The following is an 18,466-nucleotide window of genomic DNA, read 5'->3' as shown; positions in this document are numbered from 1 at the left end:
TCGCAAACCTCTGTAGACATAGTGGGAATGCCATTTCCGCTTTGCTATAAATGTCTGGAAAAGTCTGGAAATGTCTACGTTTTCGCCCAAATTTCGCCCCTGTTTTGCCGGCTTCTTCGCCTCTTTCTGCGGCTGCACAAGATCAGGTAAGTAGGCCCCAACATAATAGAAGGCACCGCCATCCGTAAGCATAACCCAAACAAAAGGGTCGCAATGAAGCTCGCGCTGTGCGCCCTCCTCTTGCTTGCACTGTGCAGTTGCAAGTCCAGCGGCATTATCGAACACCGTGGAGGTGATCTACTAAAAATAGACAACTTCGCCCTCGCCTCGCGCTACGGTACATTCGCTTGATACCAGCATCGTCGACATGCTTATCTTACTGCTTGGCGAACAGTTAACGACAGTCATCTTAAGGATGGCTTGGCGTGATTGAAATATTTACCATTAAGCAACTAAACCATATGCAAGAATTGCTGTCGTCCATCATAATCTGCGAACGTTCCCACACTCCCATCAAATTTGAAAAGCAAAGTTGTCAACTAAAGGACAAGAGAGGCTCTCTCGTCGCGAGCTCCCCGGCACGAAGTCGCACAACAAACCTGATTTCTCCCAGATTCTTTCGCTTTATACAATGCTTTGTCGGCGGCCTCGACCAATTCAATAGGCTGGTTTTCTAAATAAATTGGGGAAAAAGCCTCGATGCCAATGCTGACCGTCACAACACCGATCGGGTTTCCAGTATGTTCAATTCCCATAGATTGAATGGCATTACGAATACTCTCAGCAACCTCCGAGGTGCCGAGAAGGTCTGTTCCGGGCAACAGCACGGCCATCTCCTCGCCACCATAACGAGCAGCAACATCACCGGGCCGGCGCATGCAATAGGACACCACCTTGCCGATTTTTCTAAGACACTCATCACCAGCAACATGGCCGTAGATGTCGTTGTATTGTTTAAAAAAATCGACATCTATCATGGCCAAGCCGATAGAAGTTTCACCGCGCTGCGCACGACTAAACTCACAAAATAACGACTCGTCGAAGTGCCGCCGATTACCTAGGCCTGTTAAGCCGTCCTGGCTGGCAAGACGGGCCAAAGTTTCATTGATTTGCTCCAATTCCTTGCTGGCCTCCAAGAGCTTTCCTTCGGCCCTTGATCGAAAATCTATTTGTTTCACCATACGATAGCCAAGGAATCCAATAACTAGTGCCAAAACTCCTCCCACCACACTTTGCAAATACGACTCAGCCCGCCAACTAGCCAAAACCTCATCTTGGGACAATGCGGCGGAGACGACCAAGGGATATTCTTCTACTCTCCTATAGCTATTGATACGTGTAACTCCATCCAATTTTGATTTTATTAATGCGGTGCCTACAGGGGCCTTCGATAAGTGGTCTTTGAATAGCGGAAATTTCGATATATCTTGTCCAAGCATTTTTTCTTCAAATGGCCTTCTTAGCAAAAGTGTTCCACTCCCATTTGCAATGAAAATTGCACCTCGCTCCCCTATAGAAAATCTATCATAAAACGATCTAAAGTAGTTCATATTAATTGTAGCAAGAACAACCCCTCCAAAACTGCCATCGGAAAGATTAAAACGACGCGACACCGTAATAATCCAGTCCCCTGTCGACTTGCTCCGTATAGGGGGGCCTATGTAAGGGCTGCGGTCGCTGTTATTCTGATGGTACTTAAAATACTCTCGATCGGAATTATTCAAATTCTTCAGCAACACTTTTTGAGAATTGACCAGCCAGCTTCCATCTTTTGCATAGACGAAAATCCCTTGCAATTGGGGTAATTCACCTACACGCAAAACCAGCAAGTTATGAATTCGCGACAGTTCAATGGCCGAGAGTCCGTCATTTTCTAAACGTTCCACCAATCCAACCAATGCGGTATCAGTCTCTTTGATCGTGTCGTAGGCATGTTGAGCCACGGACTGCGCCAGATTAGCGCTTGCCAGACCTGCCTCGCTTATTTGCACCTCTCTTGCACGCCATATCGTCCATAGCTGAGTTGCAAGAAGTGCCAGACAAACCACGACGACAAATGTAATCGCCAATGGAAATAAGGAAAAACGCTTAAAGCTTGTGCCCATCAGACGCTGCAGCAGCTGGTTTGAAGCACTCATCGAACATCTCCGGGTTTTAATTGTGTAAAGTGTGCACCGAATACACCCGAAAATACTCACGAATCGTAACAAATAAGATGTGAAAAAGTTAAAAAACAACACTGCCTCGCCACAGTCATAAATGAATGCCGAGAGGTCCCACCCCTGTTGAAATTGAGTTACGGGGCCAATCCGGCCAAAAATTGGAGAGCGTTTGGCGCACCACCTTGAACCACGGCAAAATGAGGATTTTCCTTAGTTCTATAGCAACGTCATTCCTCGGGACGTGAGGAAGCCGGCCCAAAGGCGGCTTCTGCGGTGACTGCGGGCGCAAGGGTTAGGCGCTGCGGAAGGACGGCATACAAGCTACTGTCTCCGTGCTCGCGTAGGTCTGAGAGCTAGCTTGTGGTCGGTACTATGGGGCACCGTGCCGAACATGGTCGGCGCCACTTCCAGTTCACCGGGCGCCTCCTGCGAACCTCGCAGGATCGGCGCCATATAGCCGGGCCATGCCTCTGGCGGCAAATCGAGTTGAGCTGATCGAACATCGAAACGAGCTTCGATCTGCTCTTTACGGCGAGAGGTGTGGTCAGCACACATGCCGCTACTATAATGGTTTTATAGAAGGGTTCGATTGCGCAATGATTGCAAAACTATACTTTTCGCTGGCCAAAGTTGGAGCTAAAATCTACCTCTGCGAATCTATTCACTGTCATCCGACTTGAAGGAGAAGCGCATGGAGACCAATTGAAAAATGCAACATGGTGAATATGAGTACCAGATAGTCAGTTACAGAAAGGCGAACGGAATGTATCAGGGAATGATACTGCTTTGTGCTAATGCAGGCCTCCAGTACTCTCCGATTATTGAAATCCCGACGCCTAGTGTATTCAAAACTGAGCGAGGGGCGACGATTGAGGCTTCGGCACTCGCATACCACCTTATAGAAACTGGCGCGATGCTTACTCTTGTGCCAGAGGATGGCAAAACCAGTTCTTGGCCGGAGGAGTCTGCGTTCTTTCTATAGCGCAGGTGGAAGCGCGTGAACAGGCGCCGCGACAATCAGTGCTCTGTTTTTTCATCTGGCGGAATGCATCCGGCAATTACCGCCTCCAGTTCCACCTCGTACTTCCGGCCAAGCGGCCAATCCTGCTCCAGCGCCAGGACGATCTCGCCGTCCATGGCCGCTGCCCCGTCCTGAAGCAGTCCTTAGAATAGGCCAGCTGGCTCCGCAGCCCTATCCCAAGAGTAAATGATTAATTCCTTTCGCTCAACAGCCATGCCGCCGCCGCCCACGTTGTACTGGATGCCGGTTGTGTCCATCTGGAAACGCGCGAACACCCGTCTGATGTCCGGGTGGTCATTCAAGCTCAAGATGGCCTTGCCCTTCAGCCTGCCCATCAGCTCGGCCATCTTCTCGTACTGAGCGAATTCAAACTCCACGCCATAACCGGCTGTCTCCCAGTACGGCGGGTCCAGGTAAAACAGCGTGTGCGGCCGGTCGTAGCGCTCCATGCATTTGTACCAGTCCAGGTTCTCGATGTAGGCGCCGGACAAGCGCAGGTGTGCGGCCGAAAGGTTTTCCTCGATGCGCAGCAGGTTGAGCGGCGGCGCGGTGGTGGCCGTGCCCCAGTTCTGCCCGTCGACCTTCCCGCCGAAGGCATGCTGCTGCAGGTAGAAGAATCGGGCCGCGCGCTGCAGATCCGTCAGGGTATGCGGAGGCGTGTCCTGCAGCCACTTGAATACCTCGCGACTCGACAGCGCCCACTTGAACTGGCGCACGAATTCCTCCAGGTGGCACTTCACGACGCGATACAGGTTGATCAGCTCGCCGTTGACGTCGTTGAGCACTTCCACCTCGGCCGGCGGCCGCATGAAGTAAAGCGCGGCGCCGCCAGCGAAAACCTCAACGTAGCAAGTGTGGGGTGGAAATTGCGGGATGATGCGGTCGGCCAGGCGTCGTTTGCCGCCGATCCAGGGAATGATGGGCAGTGCCAAAATGTGTACCTCCTAGTGGTAAAGTCGAATTCCTCCCATGAGGCAATCCAAGCCTACTCACCAGGCTCCACCGGCTGATTGCTGCTGTTAGCGCAGCGACGATCAGCCATCTCTTCTATGGTGCCATGCCATTTTCTCGCACGAACCTCTGACACGCCCGCCCCGTCGCGGCCGCCTCCTCCGTGCGCAGTATCAAGGTTTAAGCATCTCGCGCCACCGCGTCAGGAAGTAGCTCGCTGGCGGTATCGGCCGCAGCGCCTCCTTCGGCGCCACTGGCACCGAAGGAGGGCTTGCGCATGCGATCAGCAGCAAGGCGGGCGAACACGGGCAATGGGCTTTCGTGAAAATATGCATTAAGCCGCTCGTATAGTTTGCAATAGAAATTTCAATCAAGTAACCTATAATTAACAAATGACTACCAACATTAGGTCGTGCAAACATATTTTACGGAAAAGCTCATGGAGACGAGTCAGTTGTACTGCCTAGCCGGATATGATTACAAATTAGGTGCATATCCAACACCACAAGGCAGCCATCGAGGGTTAATTTTTCTTGTAGCATTTTCCGGAACGCCGTTCTCCCCAGCCATCAAGATCCCGACCCCCACCAATTTTCGAACTGATCAAGCTGCAAGAATCGAGGCATCAGCCCTAGCGCATCAGCTAATACTTACGGACGCGATCAGGACGCATATACCGCATGATGAGAGTCCGGAATAGGCAGGATTCACTCAGTGACCGACATCGGCCGCTGAATGAGCGCAACCTGCAATTACCGCCTCCAGTTCCCCCTCGTACTTCCGCCCGCGCGGCCAATCCCGCGCCAGCGCCAGGACGATCTCACCATCCGTTGCCGCTGGCGCCAGCTGGGCAAACTCATAGGCCGGCCGCTGCGGCACCGACTTTACACATGGTGTAAAGACGGGAACTTCGACCCGCTGCAGCGCCAGTGGCGCGCTGCCGCAGCCGGCCAGCATTAATACAAGCATCCATTTCATCGCACGCCCTCCAGCAGTAGCCTGACGGCCGACATAGCTTCGTCGCAGGTATTGGCGCGCGCGCCCGCGATCTGCGCCAGGGCAGCGTCATACTTCTTGCCCTTGGCAGCGGCGGCCGCCTGCGCAGCTGTGCCGCGCTCCTGCGCCGCCAGGGTTGCCTTGGCCATGCCGTCGATGGCGCGGTTTTGCTCGCTGATAGAGGCCCGCAACGCAGCGCTGACGCCCTGCTCTTTCGCCAGCGCCGCGCGCGCGGCATCCCGGTCGCCGGCGGCCAGCCACCAGCCGGTACCGGTGGAGCTGGCCACCAACAGCAGCGCGGCGGCCAGCGCGATGGCGGCCACCTTCCAGATGCCGCTGACGGCGGCGCCCGCCAGCGTGCCAAGGGCGCTCATACGATGCCCGCCACGTAGCTGACACCGGCGCCGGCAAACTTGGCCGTCAACACCTGGCGGCGTGGCGCGCCCGTCGATAAGCCGATATGCACCCACGTTCCCTCGTAGATAAGCTGGTCGAAGGCGATATCGCTTTGCCGGATCACCAGGGCCAGCGCCTTGGGCGTCAGCTTGGCCGTGCCGATATCGGCAGCCAGGCCCAGCACGTGGGCGCTGCTGCTGGCACCGCCCACGGCCTTGTTGAGCGCGGGCGAGCGGTAGCCGCTGGAAATGGTGATGGGCGCGCCCACCAGAGCGCGCACCTGCTCGAGCAGCGCCGCCAGACGCGTGAGGTTGGCGACGATGGCGGGCGCCGGCGCGTTGTCGATGCCCTTACGGGTGGCCACCTGCGAGGAGACCAGTTCGGCCAGGCTGAAATGCGGGCTCAGGTTCACAGGCCACCCCGCACATCCTTGACGACGGCAGCCGCATCGCGCGCCAGCTCGCCGATGTCCTTGTCACGGCGCTTGTCGAACCAGCGCACCGTGGCGCCCAGCACCCACCAGGCGGGCAAGCCGGCGGCAACCATCAGCGGCGCAGCGATGAACAAGAAGCCCAGGGCCGGGTCGCTGCCGTATAGCACGGCGACTGCGCGCGCGCTGTCGAACAAGCCCGGCATCCAGTTGCGCACGACCACGACTAGGGCCGGGCCCATCAGGGCGGAGAAGAGAATGGTGACGAAGAAGCGCACGCCCGCTTCCTTTGCAGTTTTTGGCCACATGAACATGAATCCCAGTGAGGTTGCGGCAGCGCCGGCAAGAACCGGGATGCCAAAAATTTTAATCAGTGCGCCGCCAGCGGCGGTCGTTTCGATGGCCATGAATGCCTTTCAGGTGGTGGAAATGAAAAAACCCGCCGAAGCGGGTTTGTGGTGAGGAAATTTATATATCAGGCCTTGGCTGCAGCCTCCAGTGCCGCAAGGCGCGCATCGAAGCCCCTTGCCAGCCACAAATTCAGCTCGGCATAGCGCAAGGCGTAACGGCTGCCAGCGGGAATAATCTCGGTCCACGCGGCTCGATCAGGGGTTGCCGGGTGCTCGATAGCGCCCTCTGGCCATTCGTCATAGCACGCCACGCCATGCTCGAATGCATCGAGGCCGTGGGCGCTAAACACCGCGATTACCTCCTGTGCATACGGCCCAGCGTGCCAGCGCGCATCCAAACCCTTACGTGCGATTGCCTCACGCCATTTGTACATACCGATGATGCTGGCCAGCGCCTTGGCCACCGCCAATTCGTCGGCGCTGAATGGCCGAAATTGCTCCTTTTCGTTGGCGTCTGAGGTCGCAATGGTGTCACTGGAGGCATAGAGGACAGACCAACGAAAATTGCCGGTGCCCATGGTATGGGTTCCGTCACCGTCCGGACGGACCTGTCCAGCTCCCGATGAAAGCACCACCGGACCGGTGTAATTGCCCAATTTATCTGTCAGGACAAGCGGCGTCGTCAATGACCCGGTCATCGTGCCGCCCGTCAATGGCACAGCGTTGTAAGGCCCGGCCGCATATGCATCCCACATTTGGTTCAACACATCGACCACATTTTTCATGCCTGCCGTAAATTTGCTTGCCATTTTTTAGATTCCTTCGATTTGGAGTGGTGCGGAATATGTTTCGTAGTACGGCGTGGACACAGCGTCCAGGTTGCTTGCCTTGCCATACAGCATGTGGTCCTGCTCCAGCAGTGGGTCGGCGTTTTCCGGATACAAGCTGAACAGCATGGCGCGCTCTTTACCGTTCTCGCGCAGGATGCGCATGAAGCGGGCGCGGTCCATCGGCGTCAGGTGGGGCAGGTTGATGCTGATGCCGTCATGCATGGTGCCAATGGCACTTTTCAGTTCGCCGGCACTGGTACGGTAATTCTCCGTGCTGTCCTGCGGCAATAGCGACGCGCCATACTCAGCGTTGTACTCGGGCGACCAGTAATTACCGACCACCAAGCGCGAGATCTCGATATAACCCTCCGGCAGGTCCGGGCAGTACACCTCGACCACCAGCTGGCGCACGAATACCGCAGCGAACCAGGCCACCGCGTCAGCGCCGCCACCGCGCGCCCAGGTGTTCGTCCCGCCCCACTTGTAGGCATTCCAGCCCAACGGCAGTTCGCCGAACGGGTAGGATTCCAGCGGCGCCTCGGGGCACGGCATCATCCAGCCCGTGTCGATCGCCGGCGCGGCGTCGCCTGGCTGGCCGTAGCCGCGCACGCGCATGCGCGCGCTGCTGGTCATGTTGGTGAAGATCAGTGCCACGCAGGCAATGGACTCTTGTGTGGGCCAGGTGGCGGTGATCGTTTGCGCCGTGCCGGTAGCACGCAGCACCGCCGACTTGCGTTCGCGCTGCAGGCTGGCCGGGCCCAACGCGCCGGCCTGACTGGATGCGGCGAGCGCCGCGCGGTCGGCGGCGTTGTCGTAGACGATACGTAAATTGGGCATACCACTCCTAATCGTAAATGCTGGCATCAATAACTGGCAGCACCAGGCCGGTGGTGTTGCCGTAGGTATGATCCTGTTGATAGGACCATTCCTGACTTGGTGTTACGCCAGTCCGATACACCTGCACCAGACGGGCAATCATTTCACCCCCTGTAAATCGCACGCAGGCGTACCAGTCCGTGACAATGGCCTCTTGATCACCTTCCGCGTAAACCTCCCGTCGATGGAAAACCGATGGCACCAGGAATGCGGCCTTGCTGGACAACGAGGGCAACGCCAGTACTGAGGTACTGAAGTCAACGCGCATCCCGCCGACTGCATGCTGCAACGCAAGATGCATTTTTCCGCTGTCGAACAGCAGGCGCCCGGCGTTATCCCACACACGGGCGGCCATCTTCAAGGGGGAAATCTCGACCGGGCCTAGAGAGAAAACATAGGCCTCTGGCAATACCGCAGGCATAGGCGTTCCTGGCGCGAAAAAGGCATCGATGACTGCTGATACTTGAGCGGAGCCAGAAAAACCAACAACCTCTACAGGCAACCACCAAACATCAGAAAATGATGCTGGAATACTCCAAAACACCATGTAGGGGCGCCCGTTAGTTGCAGGCATTCTGCCTGCGTAGCGATGCAACCTGTAGCCAGACTCTGAGCCTACGTCTCCGACGGATGGTGAGTTGCTGAGGGTCACCTTGCCAATGAACTCCGGCACGATGTTGACGTTATCAATCAGGCGATTGCCCGTCGCTGTATTAAAGAAAATACTCATACTGCAAATACCAGTAATAACGCGTCTCGTTCGCCAAAGGGGGTGGACTGCTCGTAGAACGTGATCGTTGGGTTTCCATCGGCGTCGTTCCCGGTGTCCCAGACAAAACTGCCGGTACCTACTTGATAGACACGCAGCTTAAGACCAGCCACTCCAAGAAACGTCTTGATGAGCGGGTCACCGCTCTTTTGCTGATGCATCCCAAGGAATACACCGCCGGCCACGGTAGGCGTGATGACTGGCCTGCCGTCGGGTTTGAAAGTCCAGATGCCTGTCATAGCGGTCGCGGCCACTGTCCCAAGGCCATGGAGATACTGCCATCAGCATTGTAAAAATAGAGACCTGTACCGGCCTGGTCGTATCCTTCATTGTTACCGGCAAGGCGGTTGGGGCTCTGGATCAACTGAAAGGAGCCGACAACGCCCGACAGTACGCCGGAGAATCTCGCAACCGGAGGGGTTCCTGCAGTTCCAGGCGTCACGGTAAGTCCTGGCATCTCAAAATATCCAGTACTCGACAGCTGGAAATATCCTCCTGGGGCATTGCGATTCCCGATAAGCAGCCCCTGAGCGCTCAAATGGTATCCACTGCCTTCGGCGGAGCCAGGCCAGTTGTAGGCATTGGTCGGATACCCTGGGCCGCCATGCAGCGTCGTTCCGTACAAATCGCCAGCCCTCACATTCCCCAGAATCGCGGTGATTGCCGCCAGGTTATCCACCGACAGCGCCTTCGCCGCTACGCTGCCATCGACCAGCAGATTGCCGTTTAGCACCGTACCAAGGGCCAGCCATGCACCGTTGTCAAAATACTTCGTCACCGCATGCGTGGCGTCGTACAGTGTCACCACATCGCGGTTGATCGGCGCACCATAGCCGGCATGGCCCAACTCATACACGGCCGAGGCATCCGACCAAGTGGAATAGCCGGGCGCCGTCACCGTCACGGTACCGCGCTGGCCGGTGGCGCCATCGGCAGCCAAGCGCGCTGCCGCCGACCATTCACTGGCGGGAATGTCATCGGTGGCGCCGCGCGACGCTGCTGTGGCGCCCGAGGTGAACAGGTATGCACCGCCCGCCGTCGGCACCTGCGTCGACCAGCCGTTGTTCAAGCCGGCGAGCGTTCCCGTGGCAAAGGTGAACGTGCACGCCGCACTCGGCAGCGCCGGCGCAATGCTGGTCGCGCCGCGCTGGTAGATGCGCACGGGCGCCACGTTCAGGCCATCCATGCCATTTTCACCATCAGCCGCCATGCGCGTCGCCACCGCCCATTCACTGGCAGGGATATCATCGGTAGCGGCCTTCGACGCGGCTGCGGCGCCCGACGTAAACAAATAAGCGCCACCCGCTGTCGGCACCTGCGTCGACCAGCCATTATTCAAGCCTGTGAGTACGCCTGTTGCAAAGGTGAGCGTGCAAGTAGCGCTTGGCAGCGCTGGCGCCACATTGACGGCGGCACGCTGATAAATACGAACGGGCGCCACGTTCACACCGTTCTGGCCAGGCGTGCCATCCTGGGCCAGCAGTACGGCAGCCGTCCATTCGTTGGCGGCAATGCCATCCGTGGCGCTGCGCGAACTGGCCGCTGCTACGCGCACGTACAGCGGTGCCGTACCGGCCGGGATGGTCTTGGTCCAGCCATTGGCAAGGTCGTTGTCGACCGGCGTGGTGATGGCTGCGCTGGAGAACGTGTAGACCACATCGCCGGGCGAGTCAACGGGCGCGGATGCCGCCCGCTTATAAGCGAAGGCCTGTGCCGTGTTCGTGCCATCAGCACCGGTGGCGCCGTCCCTGGCCAGCTGCACGGCCGACGACCACTCGTTGGCGACAATATTGTCCGTGGCATTGCGCGAGCTGGCGGCGGACACGCGCACGTACAGGGGCGTCGAACCAGCCGGGATATTCTTTGACCAGCCATTGGCCAGGTCGTTGCCGGCAGGCGTCGTGATGCTGCCCGTGGCAAAAGTAAAGATCACGTCACCCGGCGAATCATCAGGCGCCACTGCCGCGCGCTTGTAGGCGAACGCTTGGCCCGTGTTCAAGCCGGCCAGGCCGGTGTCGCCCCTGACGCCGTCGAAGACCTTGCTGATCATGTAGTTGGCGACGTAATCGACACCAAATTCACGGATACGCGCCTGCACCAGGGCCGTATCCGTAGTCATGCTGGCAAAGTCGACCGTGGCCACGTTGCCGTCGACTGCGATCTGCGTGCCGGCGGATACCGAAAACACGATATCGCCCACCACGTTCACCGGCTTGGCGGTAATGGCGATCGAGCCGGGCGCACCCGCGCCGTCGCTGTTCACGCGGAAAACAGGCGTGCTGCCAGCCAGCAGGATCGCCTTGCCGTCTGCCGTCGTGCTGAAACGCTCCGCTGTCGCCTGCAACAGCGTATCGCGCGCGCCGCCGATGGCGGTCATACCAGCACCCCCACCGTCACGCGCCCGGCCAGCCATTGGTGCGACAGCAGCACCACCACACCAGGCACGCCGTCCTGCAGGCCGAAGCGGTCATCGCGCAGCACCACCGGCTGCCCCAGTTCCAGCATCATCATCTCAGGCTCTCCGTCAAATTCGTAAATCGTGCGCTGCACCTTGTTCAGAGCCAGGCGCCGCGCCGCTTCCGCTTGCGCGTCCGCGTTGGTCTTGAGGCAGGTTTCGATTTGCGGCGGGTCATCCGTCAGGCGGTAACGCGCCTTTACCACGGCATCGACAGCGGTTTCCGTCAGCCATTCCGTCGCGTACAGATCGGCATGCGCTGGCGGGATGCTGGTGGTCAGGCTGGCCTGCACCGTGTAATTCCGGTCGAAGGCGATCTTGACGGCCGCCACCACCGGCAGGCGCTGTACCGGGCGCAAGGAATCGAGTTTCATGTGTTCGGGGCCAATCTGCACCGGCACGCCGGCGGCGGGCAGCGCGATCTGCACCAGCCGCAGCTGGCCGGTGCGCGACATCAGCGCCTGGGCGCCCACGCTGGCCGCCAGCTGCTGGATGGCTTGTGCCTGGTTCGTCCGGTCCGCAACGTACAGGCCCACCAGTTGCGGGTGGGCGGCATCGAAGGCGGCCAGATTGTCCAGGTCGAGATCGGCCAGCGTGAAGCGGTCGGCATCCTTGCCGTAGGCAGTGGCGATGCGCTGCACCAGTGGCGCGATGCGCGGCGCATAGCCGCCGCCCTTGTCGCCCTGCACGCTGACGGTGATCGCAGCCGAATACGGCGGCGTGGTCAGGTTGAAGCGCCCGGCCTGGTCATTCAAGGCCACGGCAATCGGCTTGCCGTTGGTGCGCACCTCGAAACTCGACTCGACGGCACCGAGAAAACCATACTCCAGCGTGACCGGATCGGTCAGCAGCGGCGTGACGTTGTGGCATTCCCCGAACGGAATCGGCAAGATTGCGTCCTTGTTCGGCGTCGTGCCGCCCAACTTGACCTCGGTGATGGGTGTATTTAAGCGCTGCATCTTGTCGCGCAGCACCAGGTTGATCGTCTCGCGGCTGGAACTGCCAATGTCGTCGATGGTGCCGTTAAACCTCAGGTGGAAGTCGGCGCGCGGCCAACTGGGGTCGCCAACCCAGGCTTTGATGACGCAGTTGCGCCAGACGTCGTCCAGCCAGCTGTCGAGTGCGCCATCGCCGTTGTCCAGCTCGATGTCGCCACCCGACAAGCCAGCTTCACCCGTCAAGCTGACCTGTTCCGTGAAGGCCAGGCCGTCGGTGGCCAGCGGCAGGTACTCGGTATTGGCCGGCACCTCGGTCGGGCCGGTTACATACGGCCGGGAGGCGATATACCGCGTCACCTCCTCGCCGGCCACGTTCACCTGGGCTTCGATCAGCACCATGCGAATGGCGGACGGGCTTTGCAGCCATGCTAAAAATTGCGCATCAGTCATGCGTATTCACCTTTCACTGTATTGGCCCAGGCTGAGCTCTTTGCTGACTTGTCGACACCAGCCACGACCGTCTGGGCCGCTTTGTCGTTCGATTCGACGGTGGCCTGGATGGTGGCGCCGGTTTGCTTCGCCTGATCGGCGCGCAAGCCCTTCACCTCTTCGCGCAGGCCTTTTATCTCAGCTACCAAGGCAGCTGTATTGCCGCCGCCTTGGCTTGGACCGGTACCGCCAAAGTAGCGGCGCAGCGCAGCGGCCGCCGGCGCATCAATCACCGGCTCACCTGCATGCAGCTCGGCGATATAGCCGTCATAGGGAGTGCTGACCAGCCCGCCGGCATGGGAACCGTCGAACTTGACGCCCAGCCCGGTCGCCGTGCCCATCGCCGCATGCAGGTTGGCGATGGCTTGCGCCACCGTCAGCACGCTGTCGTTAATGGTGATCAGGCCCGACACCTGGGCCTTGAGGGCATCCAGGCTGGCCTGCTGCACGTCGACCTGGGCCGAAGCCCATTTCAACGCCTCGTCATTGGCCGCCAGCACGCGGGCGTAATCTGCCGCGTAGCGGGCGTCCGAGGCGTTGACCACCTGGGACGCCGTCAGGAAGGCCTGCTCGGCAGCCGACAGGCCGGACTGCGCCGTCGTGTCGCCGGCATTGGCCGCCGCCAGGGTCTTCTCGAACTGGGCGCGCGCCTCGGCGTACTTCTGCTCCGGCGTCAGCGTCGACTGGGCGCCCAAGGCCAGGCTTGGGTTCAGCCCGTTGAGGGTGGTCACCCACGACTTCGACTTATCCAGCGCCGTCTGGGCCGCTGTCGCCTCTCTGTCGTAGGCCTTGCCCAGTGCGTCCTTGGCCGATACCACGGCCTTGGCCGCCTGTACCTGGTCGAACAGCGCACGGTTGACGGCGGCGATGCTGGAGCGCTGGATGGCCAGCAGTTCCGTTTCGCTTTTCGTCAATTCATTGAGCTGCTGCTGCAGGTCGCGGTGTTCGCTGGCGATCTCGCTGGCGGTTTTTGCCACAGCAGCAAAATCGCCAGTTGCAGCAGCCAGTTCGGCCGCGTAGTCGGCTGCTTTCTTGAACGGCTCAGCGATGGCGATCAGCTGCGCATACATGGACTGGCCAGCGGCCGTGTTCAGGTCCTGCGCCAGCACCAGAGCCTTGAACTGGTCGACCGTGGTCACGCCTGAAACGCCCAACTTGCCCATGGCATCGTTCACCGACTTGGTGATCGGCGCCATGCGTTCCGCTTCCGTCAGGAAGTTCTCGACAAAATAGCCGGTATTGTTCGTCAACGCCTCCAGGCCGCCGGTCGCCAAGATCAGGCTTTCGCTGAGCGCCACAGCGCCCAGGCCGGTGGTGTTGAAGGACTTGCCCAGCACGGCCAGCACGTCGGACACCTGCATGAAATCATTGGTGACGCGCACCAGCGTTTCCAGATAGCCCTCGCCCACCGCCTGGTATTGCGCCAGGCCGGCCACGCCAAACTTGGCCATGTCGTCGCCCATCTTGGAAAACGCCGTCTCCAGGGCTTTCTGCTGCTCTTCGCCCGACAAGTCTTTCAGCGAGATCTTGCCCAGGTCCACCACGAACGAATTGAGGTGCGCATTGAACGCAGCACCACCCAGGCCCAGCACGTCAGCTGCGCTGCGGATGGTGTCGCCCATGCTGGTGATGATCATGGTGAACTGGTCGTTCATTTCGTCCGACAGCGCAGCCGTTTTGGTGCTGTCCTTGCTGCTGTAGCTGATGCCGAAGGCCTTTTTCTTTGTGTTGACGTCGGCATACGCCTGGGCCGTAAAGCCCAGCGCATCGACATTCCCCAGCGACATGGCCTTGCCGGTGATGCCCTGGTCCTTGATCGAGGTCGAGGTGTTGAACAGTTTCGACACGACGCCACCGAGCACAGAACCGAGCACAGCCCCAACTGCCAAGCCCAGCGGACCGCCAATGGCCGCCATGCCCATCCCCAGATAAGTGCCGAGTGCCGCGCCGCCGACGCCGCCAGCCAGCGTGCCGGCAGCCATGCCCAGGCTGCCACCCAGCGTGGTCGTGCCAGTTTGCACCCCCGATGCCGCACCGCCGCCAGCAGCAGTCACACCAGACCGCGCCAGCAGGCTGGATAAGTTGCCGATGCCGGCCACCATCTGCTTGAGGGACGAATCCATCGAAATGGTGTGCGCCAGGCCCAGGCCGGAGTTTTTCTCCATGATGGCCAGGCTGTGGGCGATCGATTCCGATTTCGCGGATGAGTCGCCCAGGATGGATCCGGTACCGGTGGCGGCCTGGCGGTCCCTGGCAGTCGTGTCCGAGCCGCCGCCGCCAGATACTGCAAAGCCCAGCGCTGCCATTGCCGCAGCCATCGCTGCCATGCGAATCCAAGCGCTGTAAGGATCGCCCTGCGCTTGCGTAGCGACCGCCACGGCGGCAGCGGATGTGCCTTTCACCGTGTCAGCAGCAAGTTGCGTTGCTGTGCCGGCCTGGACGGCCACCGCTTTAGCAGCTTCCGCCCCCAATGTTGCAGTCGTCACGACCTCGACGGCAAACAGCTTCTTGACCATCGATTCAATCGCCATAGCCATTTCCACGGCGCGATAAGCTTTTTCAGCGCCTTCCATTGCCCGATAGCCAGCGGTGTTCTCTTTGAAAAAGCCCTTGGCCGAGCTGGCCATGTCGCCATAGGATTTGATCTGGGCCTGCGCGCCCTGCTGGGCCGCAGCAGCCTGGGCCTTGGCGACCTTGGTCGGGTCACCATAGGCATCTTTAGTGGCAGCTGCCAACTGGGCAACGATAGCCTGCTGCTGCACGGCATAGCCGGACAATGCTGTCGTCAGTCCGCCGATGGCGGTGCCGACCGCGCCGAACGACGCAGCCATGCCTTGCGCTGCCGACTTCGTTGCGGTGTCGACAGCCGTCAGGATGTCCAGCAGCTCCTTGGCCTTGGCCACGTCGCCGCCCTGCTCTTGCGTCGAAGCCTTGCCTTGTACAATGCCAAGGCGTTTCATCGCTTCGATTTTGCGATTGATGCCATCGATGACCTTCTCATTGCCTTCGAAGTTTGCAAGAGCAGCCTTTTGCTCTTCAAGGTCAGCGACTGCCAAAGCGGTTTTTTGCGCCGGCAACAAGCCGTAGGTGCGAATTTGCTCCTCAACAGCGGCGACCTGGGCGTTAATGGCGGCGATTTCCTTGTTTGCAGCATCGGATGCGGCGGTGGCGATTGCCGCTTGGCGCAAGCGCTCCTCTTCGTCCCGACGGAAACTCTCGTCAAAGAAGGCTTTCTCGGCCGCGTCACGTTTCCCGAGGATCTCGTTGATCTGCTTTTCGTGTTTCGCAGCCTCGCCGCTGGTACGGCTGTTGTGGCTGGTCAATGCATCGAGCTCCAGGTCATACGCATCAATCTGGGCTTCATATGTTTTGGTTGCATACGAGCGCTTGTTCTCGTATGCCTGTTGAACTGATAACTCTCCGCCCTTTAGATACATATCGTCAAGCTTGCCCAAGGCGTCATAGTGCGCCTTGGCTACCGCAGCCACTTTCTCATACTGCTTGATCTGGTCGGCGAGTTGCGTGTTTTCGACCTGGTCGGCCTTTGGCTTTGGCTCGCGACCTTCGGTGTCGCGGTAGGTGGGCGTGCCGACATAGGTTTTCTCGTAAAGAGCGAGAACTTTCTTGCGCGCCGATTCTTGAGCGACCGCGCCTTCTGAGGCTGATTTCAGGAGAATGTCTGACGCGGCTTTGGCATAGTCTGCATCTACCTTCAAACGCGCGTCGGCTTCCGATTTGCGCCTCGCTGTCCGGGTTGCATTGCGCTCAGTCTCAGCGATCGCAAATCTATCGAACTCACCTGTTAGTTTGGCCTGATGACTCACATAGTCGACATACTCTTGCGCCAACTCGCTTTGCAAGCCTGACTCAATTCGCGCCGCGCGACGCACGCGCTCCGGCTCTTGAATTGAGCTGTCGGCATCATTTGCCCGCGCCTGAAGGCGAAACTTGCCCACCAGGTTGTCGCGCGCCTCACGGTGATCTGCCCATGCCCACGCTTTAACCAACACTGTATTTGCATTGCTTACAGTATTCGCAAGCCAAACAAAGGTCGCGGCAAGGTTATGCCCCCAATCCTCTAGTTGATTATTTTTAGATAACTCACTTACCTCTCCGTTAGCATCTTTCAGGGAGCGCGTAAGTGCCATCACAGAAACAGTGAGCACTTCGTTGAACGTTTCGCCAAAGCGTGTTTTCAAGTCCGTCACGTAGCGTTGCATCGAAGTGATCTGCTTACCGGCTGTGTCCATACTTGCGGCATAGGTCCCAGCAATATCGGAACCGCGATCAATCACGGCATTAAGGCGCGCCTGCACGCGCTCGTTCTCCGTCAGCTCCTTGGTGGTCTTGCCCAGCTCATCGGCCATCTGGCGATATGCGCTTTGCAAGTTCACGTTAATACCGATATTCCGCAAGATCAGCACGTTGCCCCGCGCGATGCCATTGACCAGGCGATCGAATGCGTCGGAAGAATTCAGGTGTCCGATTACCGCCGCATCTTGGGCAATGCGCGCCAGCACGGTGGCGTTTTTCAGGTCTACGTGCGCCTGCACCAGCTTGACGGCCGACTCGCGCGACTCGATCATCGTGATGCCCTGCGCCGCGATTGCCTCCGTGGCGGTAATCATCTGCGTCTTGGTATATCCAGCATTGCGGCCCACTACTGTCATCACGACACCAAGCGTCTCGTACCGAGCCGCCAGGAGAGCCGTTTCCTTCACGTAATCCCATACCTTCAACGCTGCATACGCCGCGCCAAGCATTTTGAGTCCATCAGCGAGAACGCTGGACGAGCGTGCCGCATCCTCTTTTGCCTTGGCGGCGGCTTTGAGTGCATCCTCATGCGCCTTGATTGTTGCAATTGCTCGCTGCGTCTCTTGAGTCACGCCCATCTGCGCTGCCTGATAGGCAAGCAGCTGGGTGCGGCTCATACCAATTGTGGCCGCCTGCTCGCGCATGCGCTCAATCAGCTGCTGCTGGCCGAGCGTCAATTGCGTGGTGGAACCGCCAAGCGCCGTCGTGGCCTGTGCCGCCTGACGCGCCTGCTCAGCCTGAGCGCGCATGATTTTGGACGTATCATCCATCTGGCCATTGCTGATGGCTGCACGTTGGCCGGTGCGCTGCGTGGCATCGCCGAGCGCTTCGACGCTTTTGGCGGCATCGCTGCCGCGGCGCCACACACCGGCCGACGAATTGGTGAAGTTGTCAAGCGCGCTGACGCCCTCGGTCGATGTCGAGCGCACGCGCGCCGTCGCCGCGCTCAGCGAGTCAACGGACGTGGTCGCGCCACCAACCTTTGGCGCAACGCGCGCACCAGCATCACCCAGCGCATCGACAGCCGCTGCGCCTTCAGTGGCCTTGGCCTTGGCACCAGCGCTGGCCTCGCCCAACTTGTCGACAGCAGCAGTGGCGCCAGCAGTCTTCTGCTCGACGCGCACCGCCGCCTCGCCGAGGGAATCCAGGGCTTTGCTGCCCTCGACTACCTGGCGCGTATCGATGGAAAGTCCAAGTTGGGCGATATCAGGCATTTATTTGTCCTTCTTGTTTTGATGGTGCATGAAGAGCACGTCAAGGCGATCAATCACGCCCTCTTCGAACGGATCGAAGCGGATGCCGTGGCGCGCCTGCCAGGCCAATATCTCGGCACTGGTCAGCGAATTCACGGCCATGCCACACTGACGTTTCTGGTTCAGCTGGGTGAACCAGGTCCAGATATAGGCCAGCTCGGGCGGCAGCTGTGGTACCGCCGAAGCCTCGGGCGCCCGATAAAGCGGGTTCCGCCGGGCAGTGTCCAGGTGATCGC

The 18,466-nt window shown here is 59.2% G+C and carries 15 protein-coding genes; 1 reads left to right on the top strand and 14 read right to left on the bottom strand.

All coding sequences use genetic code 11. The features are described 5' to 3' along the window. Nucleotides 1–539: 539 nt before the first annotated feature. The 6 genes from FJQ89_RS02685 to FJQ89_RS02660 all read right to left on the bottom strand — a co-directional run bounded on the left by FJQ89_RS02685 (nucleotide 540) and on the right by FJQ89_RS02660 (nucleotide 6,264). The gene (locus FJQ89_RS02685) at nucleotides 540–2,138 is read right to left on the bottom strand and encodes a sensor domain-containing diguanylate cyclase (RefSeq protein WP_243136381.1); all 1,599 of its coding nucleotides are present in this window, start codon (nucleotides 2,136–2,138) and stop codon (nucleotides 540–542) included. 1,188 nt (nucleotides 2,139–3,326) lie between these two features. Continuing rightward, nucleotides 3,327–4,115, bottom strand: a complete 789-nt coding sequence (locus FJQ89_RS02680) for a DNA adenine methylase (protein ID WP_141168928.1) — start codon at nucleotides 4,113–4,115, stop codon at nucleotides 3,327–3,329. Nucleotides 4,116–4,845: 730 nt separating this feature from the next. Beyond that, nucleotides 4,846–5,112 (bottom strand): hypothetical protein, encoded by a 267-nt coding sequence (locus tag FJQ89_RS02675; RefSeq protein WP_141168927.1) that lies wholly within the window; start codon nucleotides 5,110–5,112, stop codon nucleotides 4,846–4,848. Then, nucleotides 5,109–5,504: a hypothetical protein gene (locus FJQ89_RS02670; RefSeq protein WP_141168926.1), complete on the bottom strand. Its 396-nt coding sequence runs from the start codon at nucleotides 5,502–5,504 to the stop codon at nucleotides 5,109–5,111. The genes FJQ89_RS02675 and FJQ89_RS02670 overlap by 4 nt, the downstream gene beginning before the upstream one ends. Continuing rightward, on the bottom strand, nucleotides 5,501–5,938 hold the full coding sequence (locus FJQ89_RS02665; RefSeq protein ID WP_141168925.1) for a D-Ala-D-Ala carboxypeptidase family metallohydrolase: 438 nt from the start codon (nucleotides 5,936–5,938) through the stop codon (nucleotides 5,501–5,503). The genes FJQ89_RS02670 and FJQ89_RS02665 overlap by 4 nt, the downstream gene beginning before the upstream one ends. After that, complete coding sequence (locus FJQ89_RS02660; RefSeq protein WP_227742029.1) at nucleotides 5,935–6,264, bottom strand: hypothetical protein; 330 nt, start codon at nucleotides 6,262–6,264, stop codon at nucleotides 5,935–5,937. Before FJQ89_RS02660 ends, FJQ89_RS02665 begins: the two co-directional genes overlap by 4 nt. On the opposite strand from FJQ89_RS02660, the gene FJQ89_RS28295 reads away from it, so the two are divergent. Beyond that, on the top strand, nucleotides 6,263–6,418 hold the full coding sequence (locus FJQ89_RS28295) for a hypothetical protein (RefSeq protein WP_243136379.1): 156 nt from the start codon (nucleotides 6,263–6,265) through the stop codon (nucleotides 6,416–6,418). The two genes, FJQ89_RS02660 and FJQ89_RS28295, sit on opposite strands and share 2 nt — an antisense overlap. A gap of 13 nt (nucleotides 6,419–6,431) precedes the next feature. Here the strand turns inward: FJQ89_RS28295 and FJQ89_RS02655 are convergent, their stop codons facing one another. Genes FJQ89_RS02655 through FJQ89_RS28685 form a run of 8 tightly spaced genes read right to left on the bottom strand, consistent with a single transcriptional unit; the run spans nucleotide 6,432 to nucleotide 18,377 of the window. Beyond that, nucleotides 6,432–7,115 (bottom strand): tail fiber domain-containing protein, encoded by a 684-nt coding sequence (locus FJQ89_RS02655; protein ID WP_141168924.1) that lies wholly within the window; start codon nucleotides 7,113–7,115, stop codon nucleotides 6,432–6,434. 3 nt (nucleotides 7,116–7,118) lie between these two features. Next, the gene (locus FJQ89_RS02650) at nucleotides 7,119–7,973 is read right to left on the bottom strand and encodes a hypothetical protein (protein WP_141168923.1); all 855 of its coding nucleotides are present in this window, start codon (nucleotides 7,971–7,973) and stop codon (nucleotides 7,119–7,121) included. 7 nt (nucleotides 7,974–7,980) lie between these two features. Next, complete coding sequence (locus FJQ89_RS02645; protein WP_141168922.1) at nucleotides 7,981–8,742, bottom strand: hypothetical protein; 762 nt, start codon at nucleotides 8,740–8,742, stop codon at nucleotides 7,981–7,983. After that, complete coding sequence (locus FJQ89_RS02640) at nucleotides 8,739–9,020, bottom strand: hypothetical protein (protein WP_141168921.1); 282 nt, start codon at nucleotides 9,018–9,020, stop codon at nucleotides 8,739–8,741. The genes FJQ89_RS02645 and FJQ89_RS02640 overlap by 4 nt, the downstream gene beginning before the upstream one ends. Next, on the bottom strand, nucleotides 9,017–11,158 hold the full coding sequence (locus FJQ89_RS02635) for a hypothetical protein (RefSeq protein ID WP_141168920.1): 2,142 nt from the start codon (nucleotides 11,156–11,158) through the stop codon (nucleotides 9,017–9,019). The genes FJQ89_RS02640 and FJQ89_RS02635 overlap by 4 nt, the downstream gene beginning before the upstream one ends. Further along, a complete protein-coding gene (locus FJQ89_RS02630; RefSeq protein WP_141168919.1) occupies nucleotides 11,155–12,624 on the bottom strand; it encodes a hypothetical protein in 1,470 nt (489 codons plus the stop codon). Before FJQ89_RS02630 ends, FJQ89_RS02635 begins: the two co-directional genes overlap by 4 nt. Continuing rightward, nucleotides 12,621–18,191 carry a hypothetical protein gene (locus tag FJQ89_RS02625; RefSeq protein WP_141168918.1) on the bottom strand — a complete coding sequence of 1,857 codons (5,571 nt, stop codon included), beginning with the start codon at nucleotides 18,189–18,191 and terminating at the stop codon, nucleotides 12,621–12,623. The genes FJQ89_RS02630 and FJQ89_RS02625 overlap by 4 nt, the downstream gene beginning before the upstream one ends. Then, nucleotides 18,192–18,377 carry a phage tail assembly chaperone gene (locus FJQ89_RS28685; RefSeq protein WP_423245208.1) on the bottom strand — a complete coding sequence of 62 codons (186 nt, stop codon included), beginning with the start codon at nucleotides 18,375–18,377 and terminating at the stop codon, nucleotides 18,192–18,194. It lies immediately after the preceding gene. Between the last annotated feature and the right edge of the window lie 89 nt (nucleotides 18,378–18,466).

It is taken from the genome of Janthinobacterium tructae (assembly GCF_006517255.1).
GTDB classification, from domain to species: Bacteria; Pseudomonadota; Gammaproteobacteria; order Burkholderiales; family Burkholderiaceae_D; genus Janthinobacterium; species Janthinobacterium tructae.
This window is presented reverse-complemented; position numbering and strand designations above follow the sequence as displayed.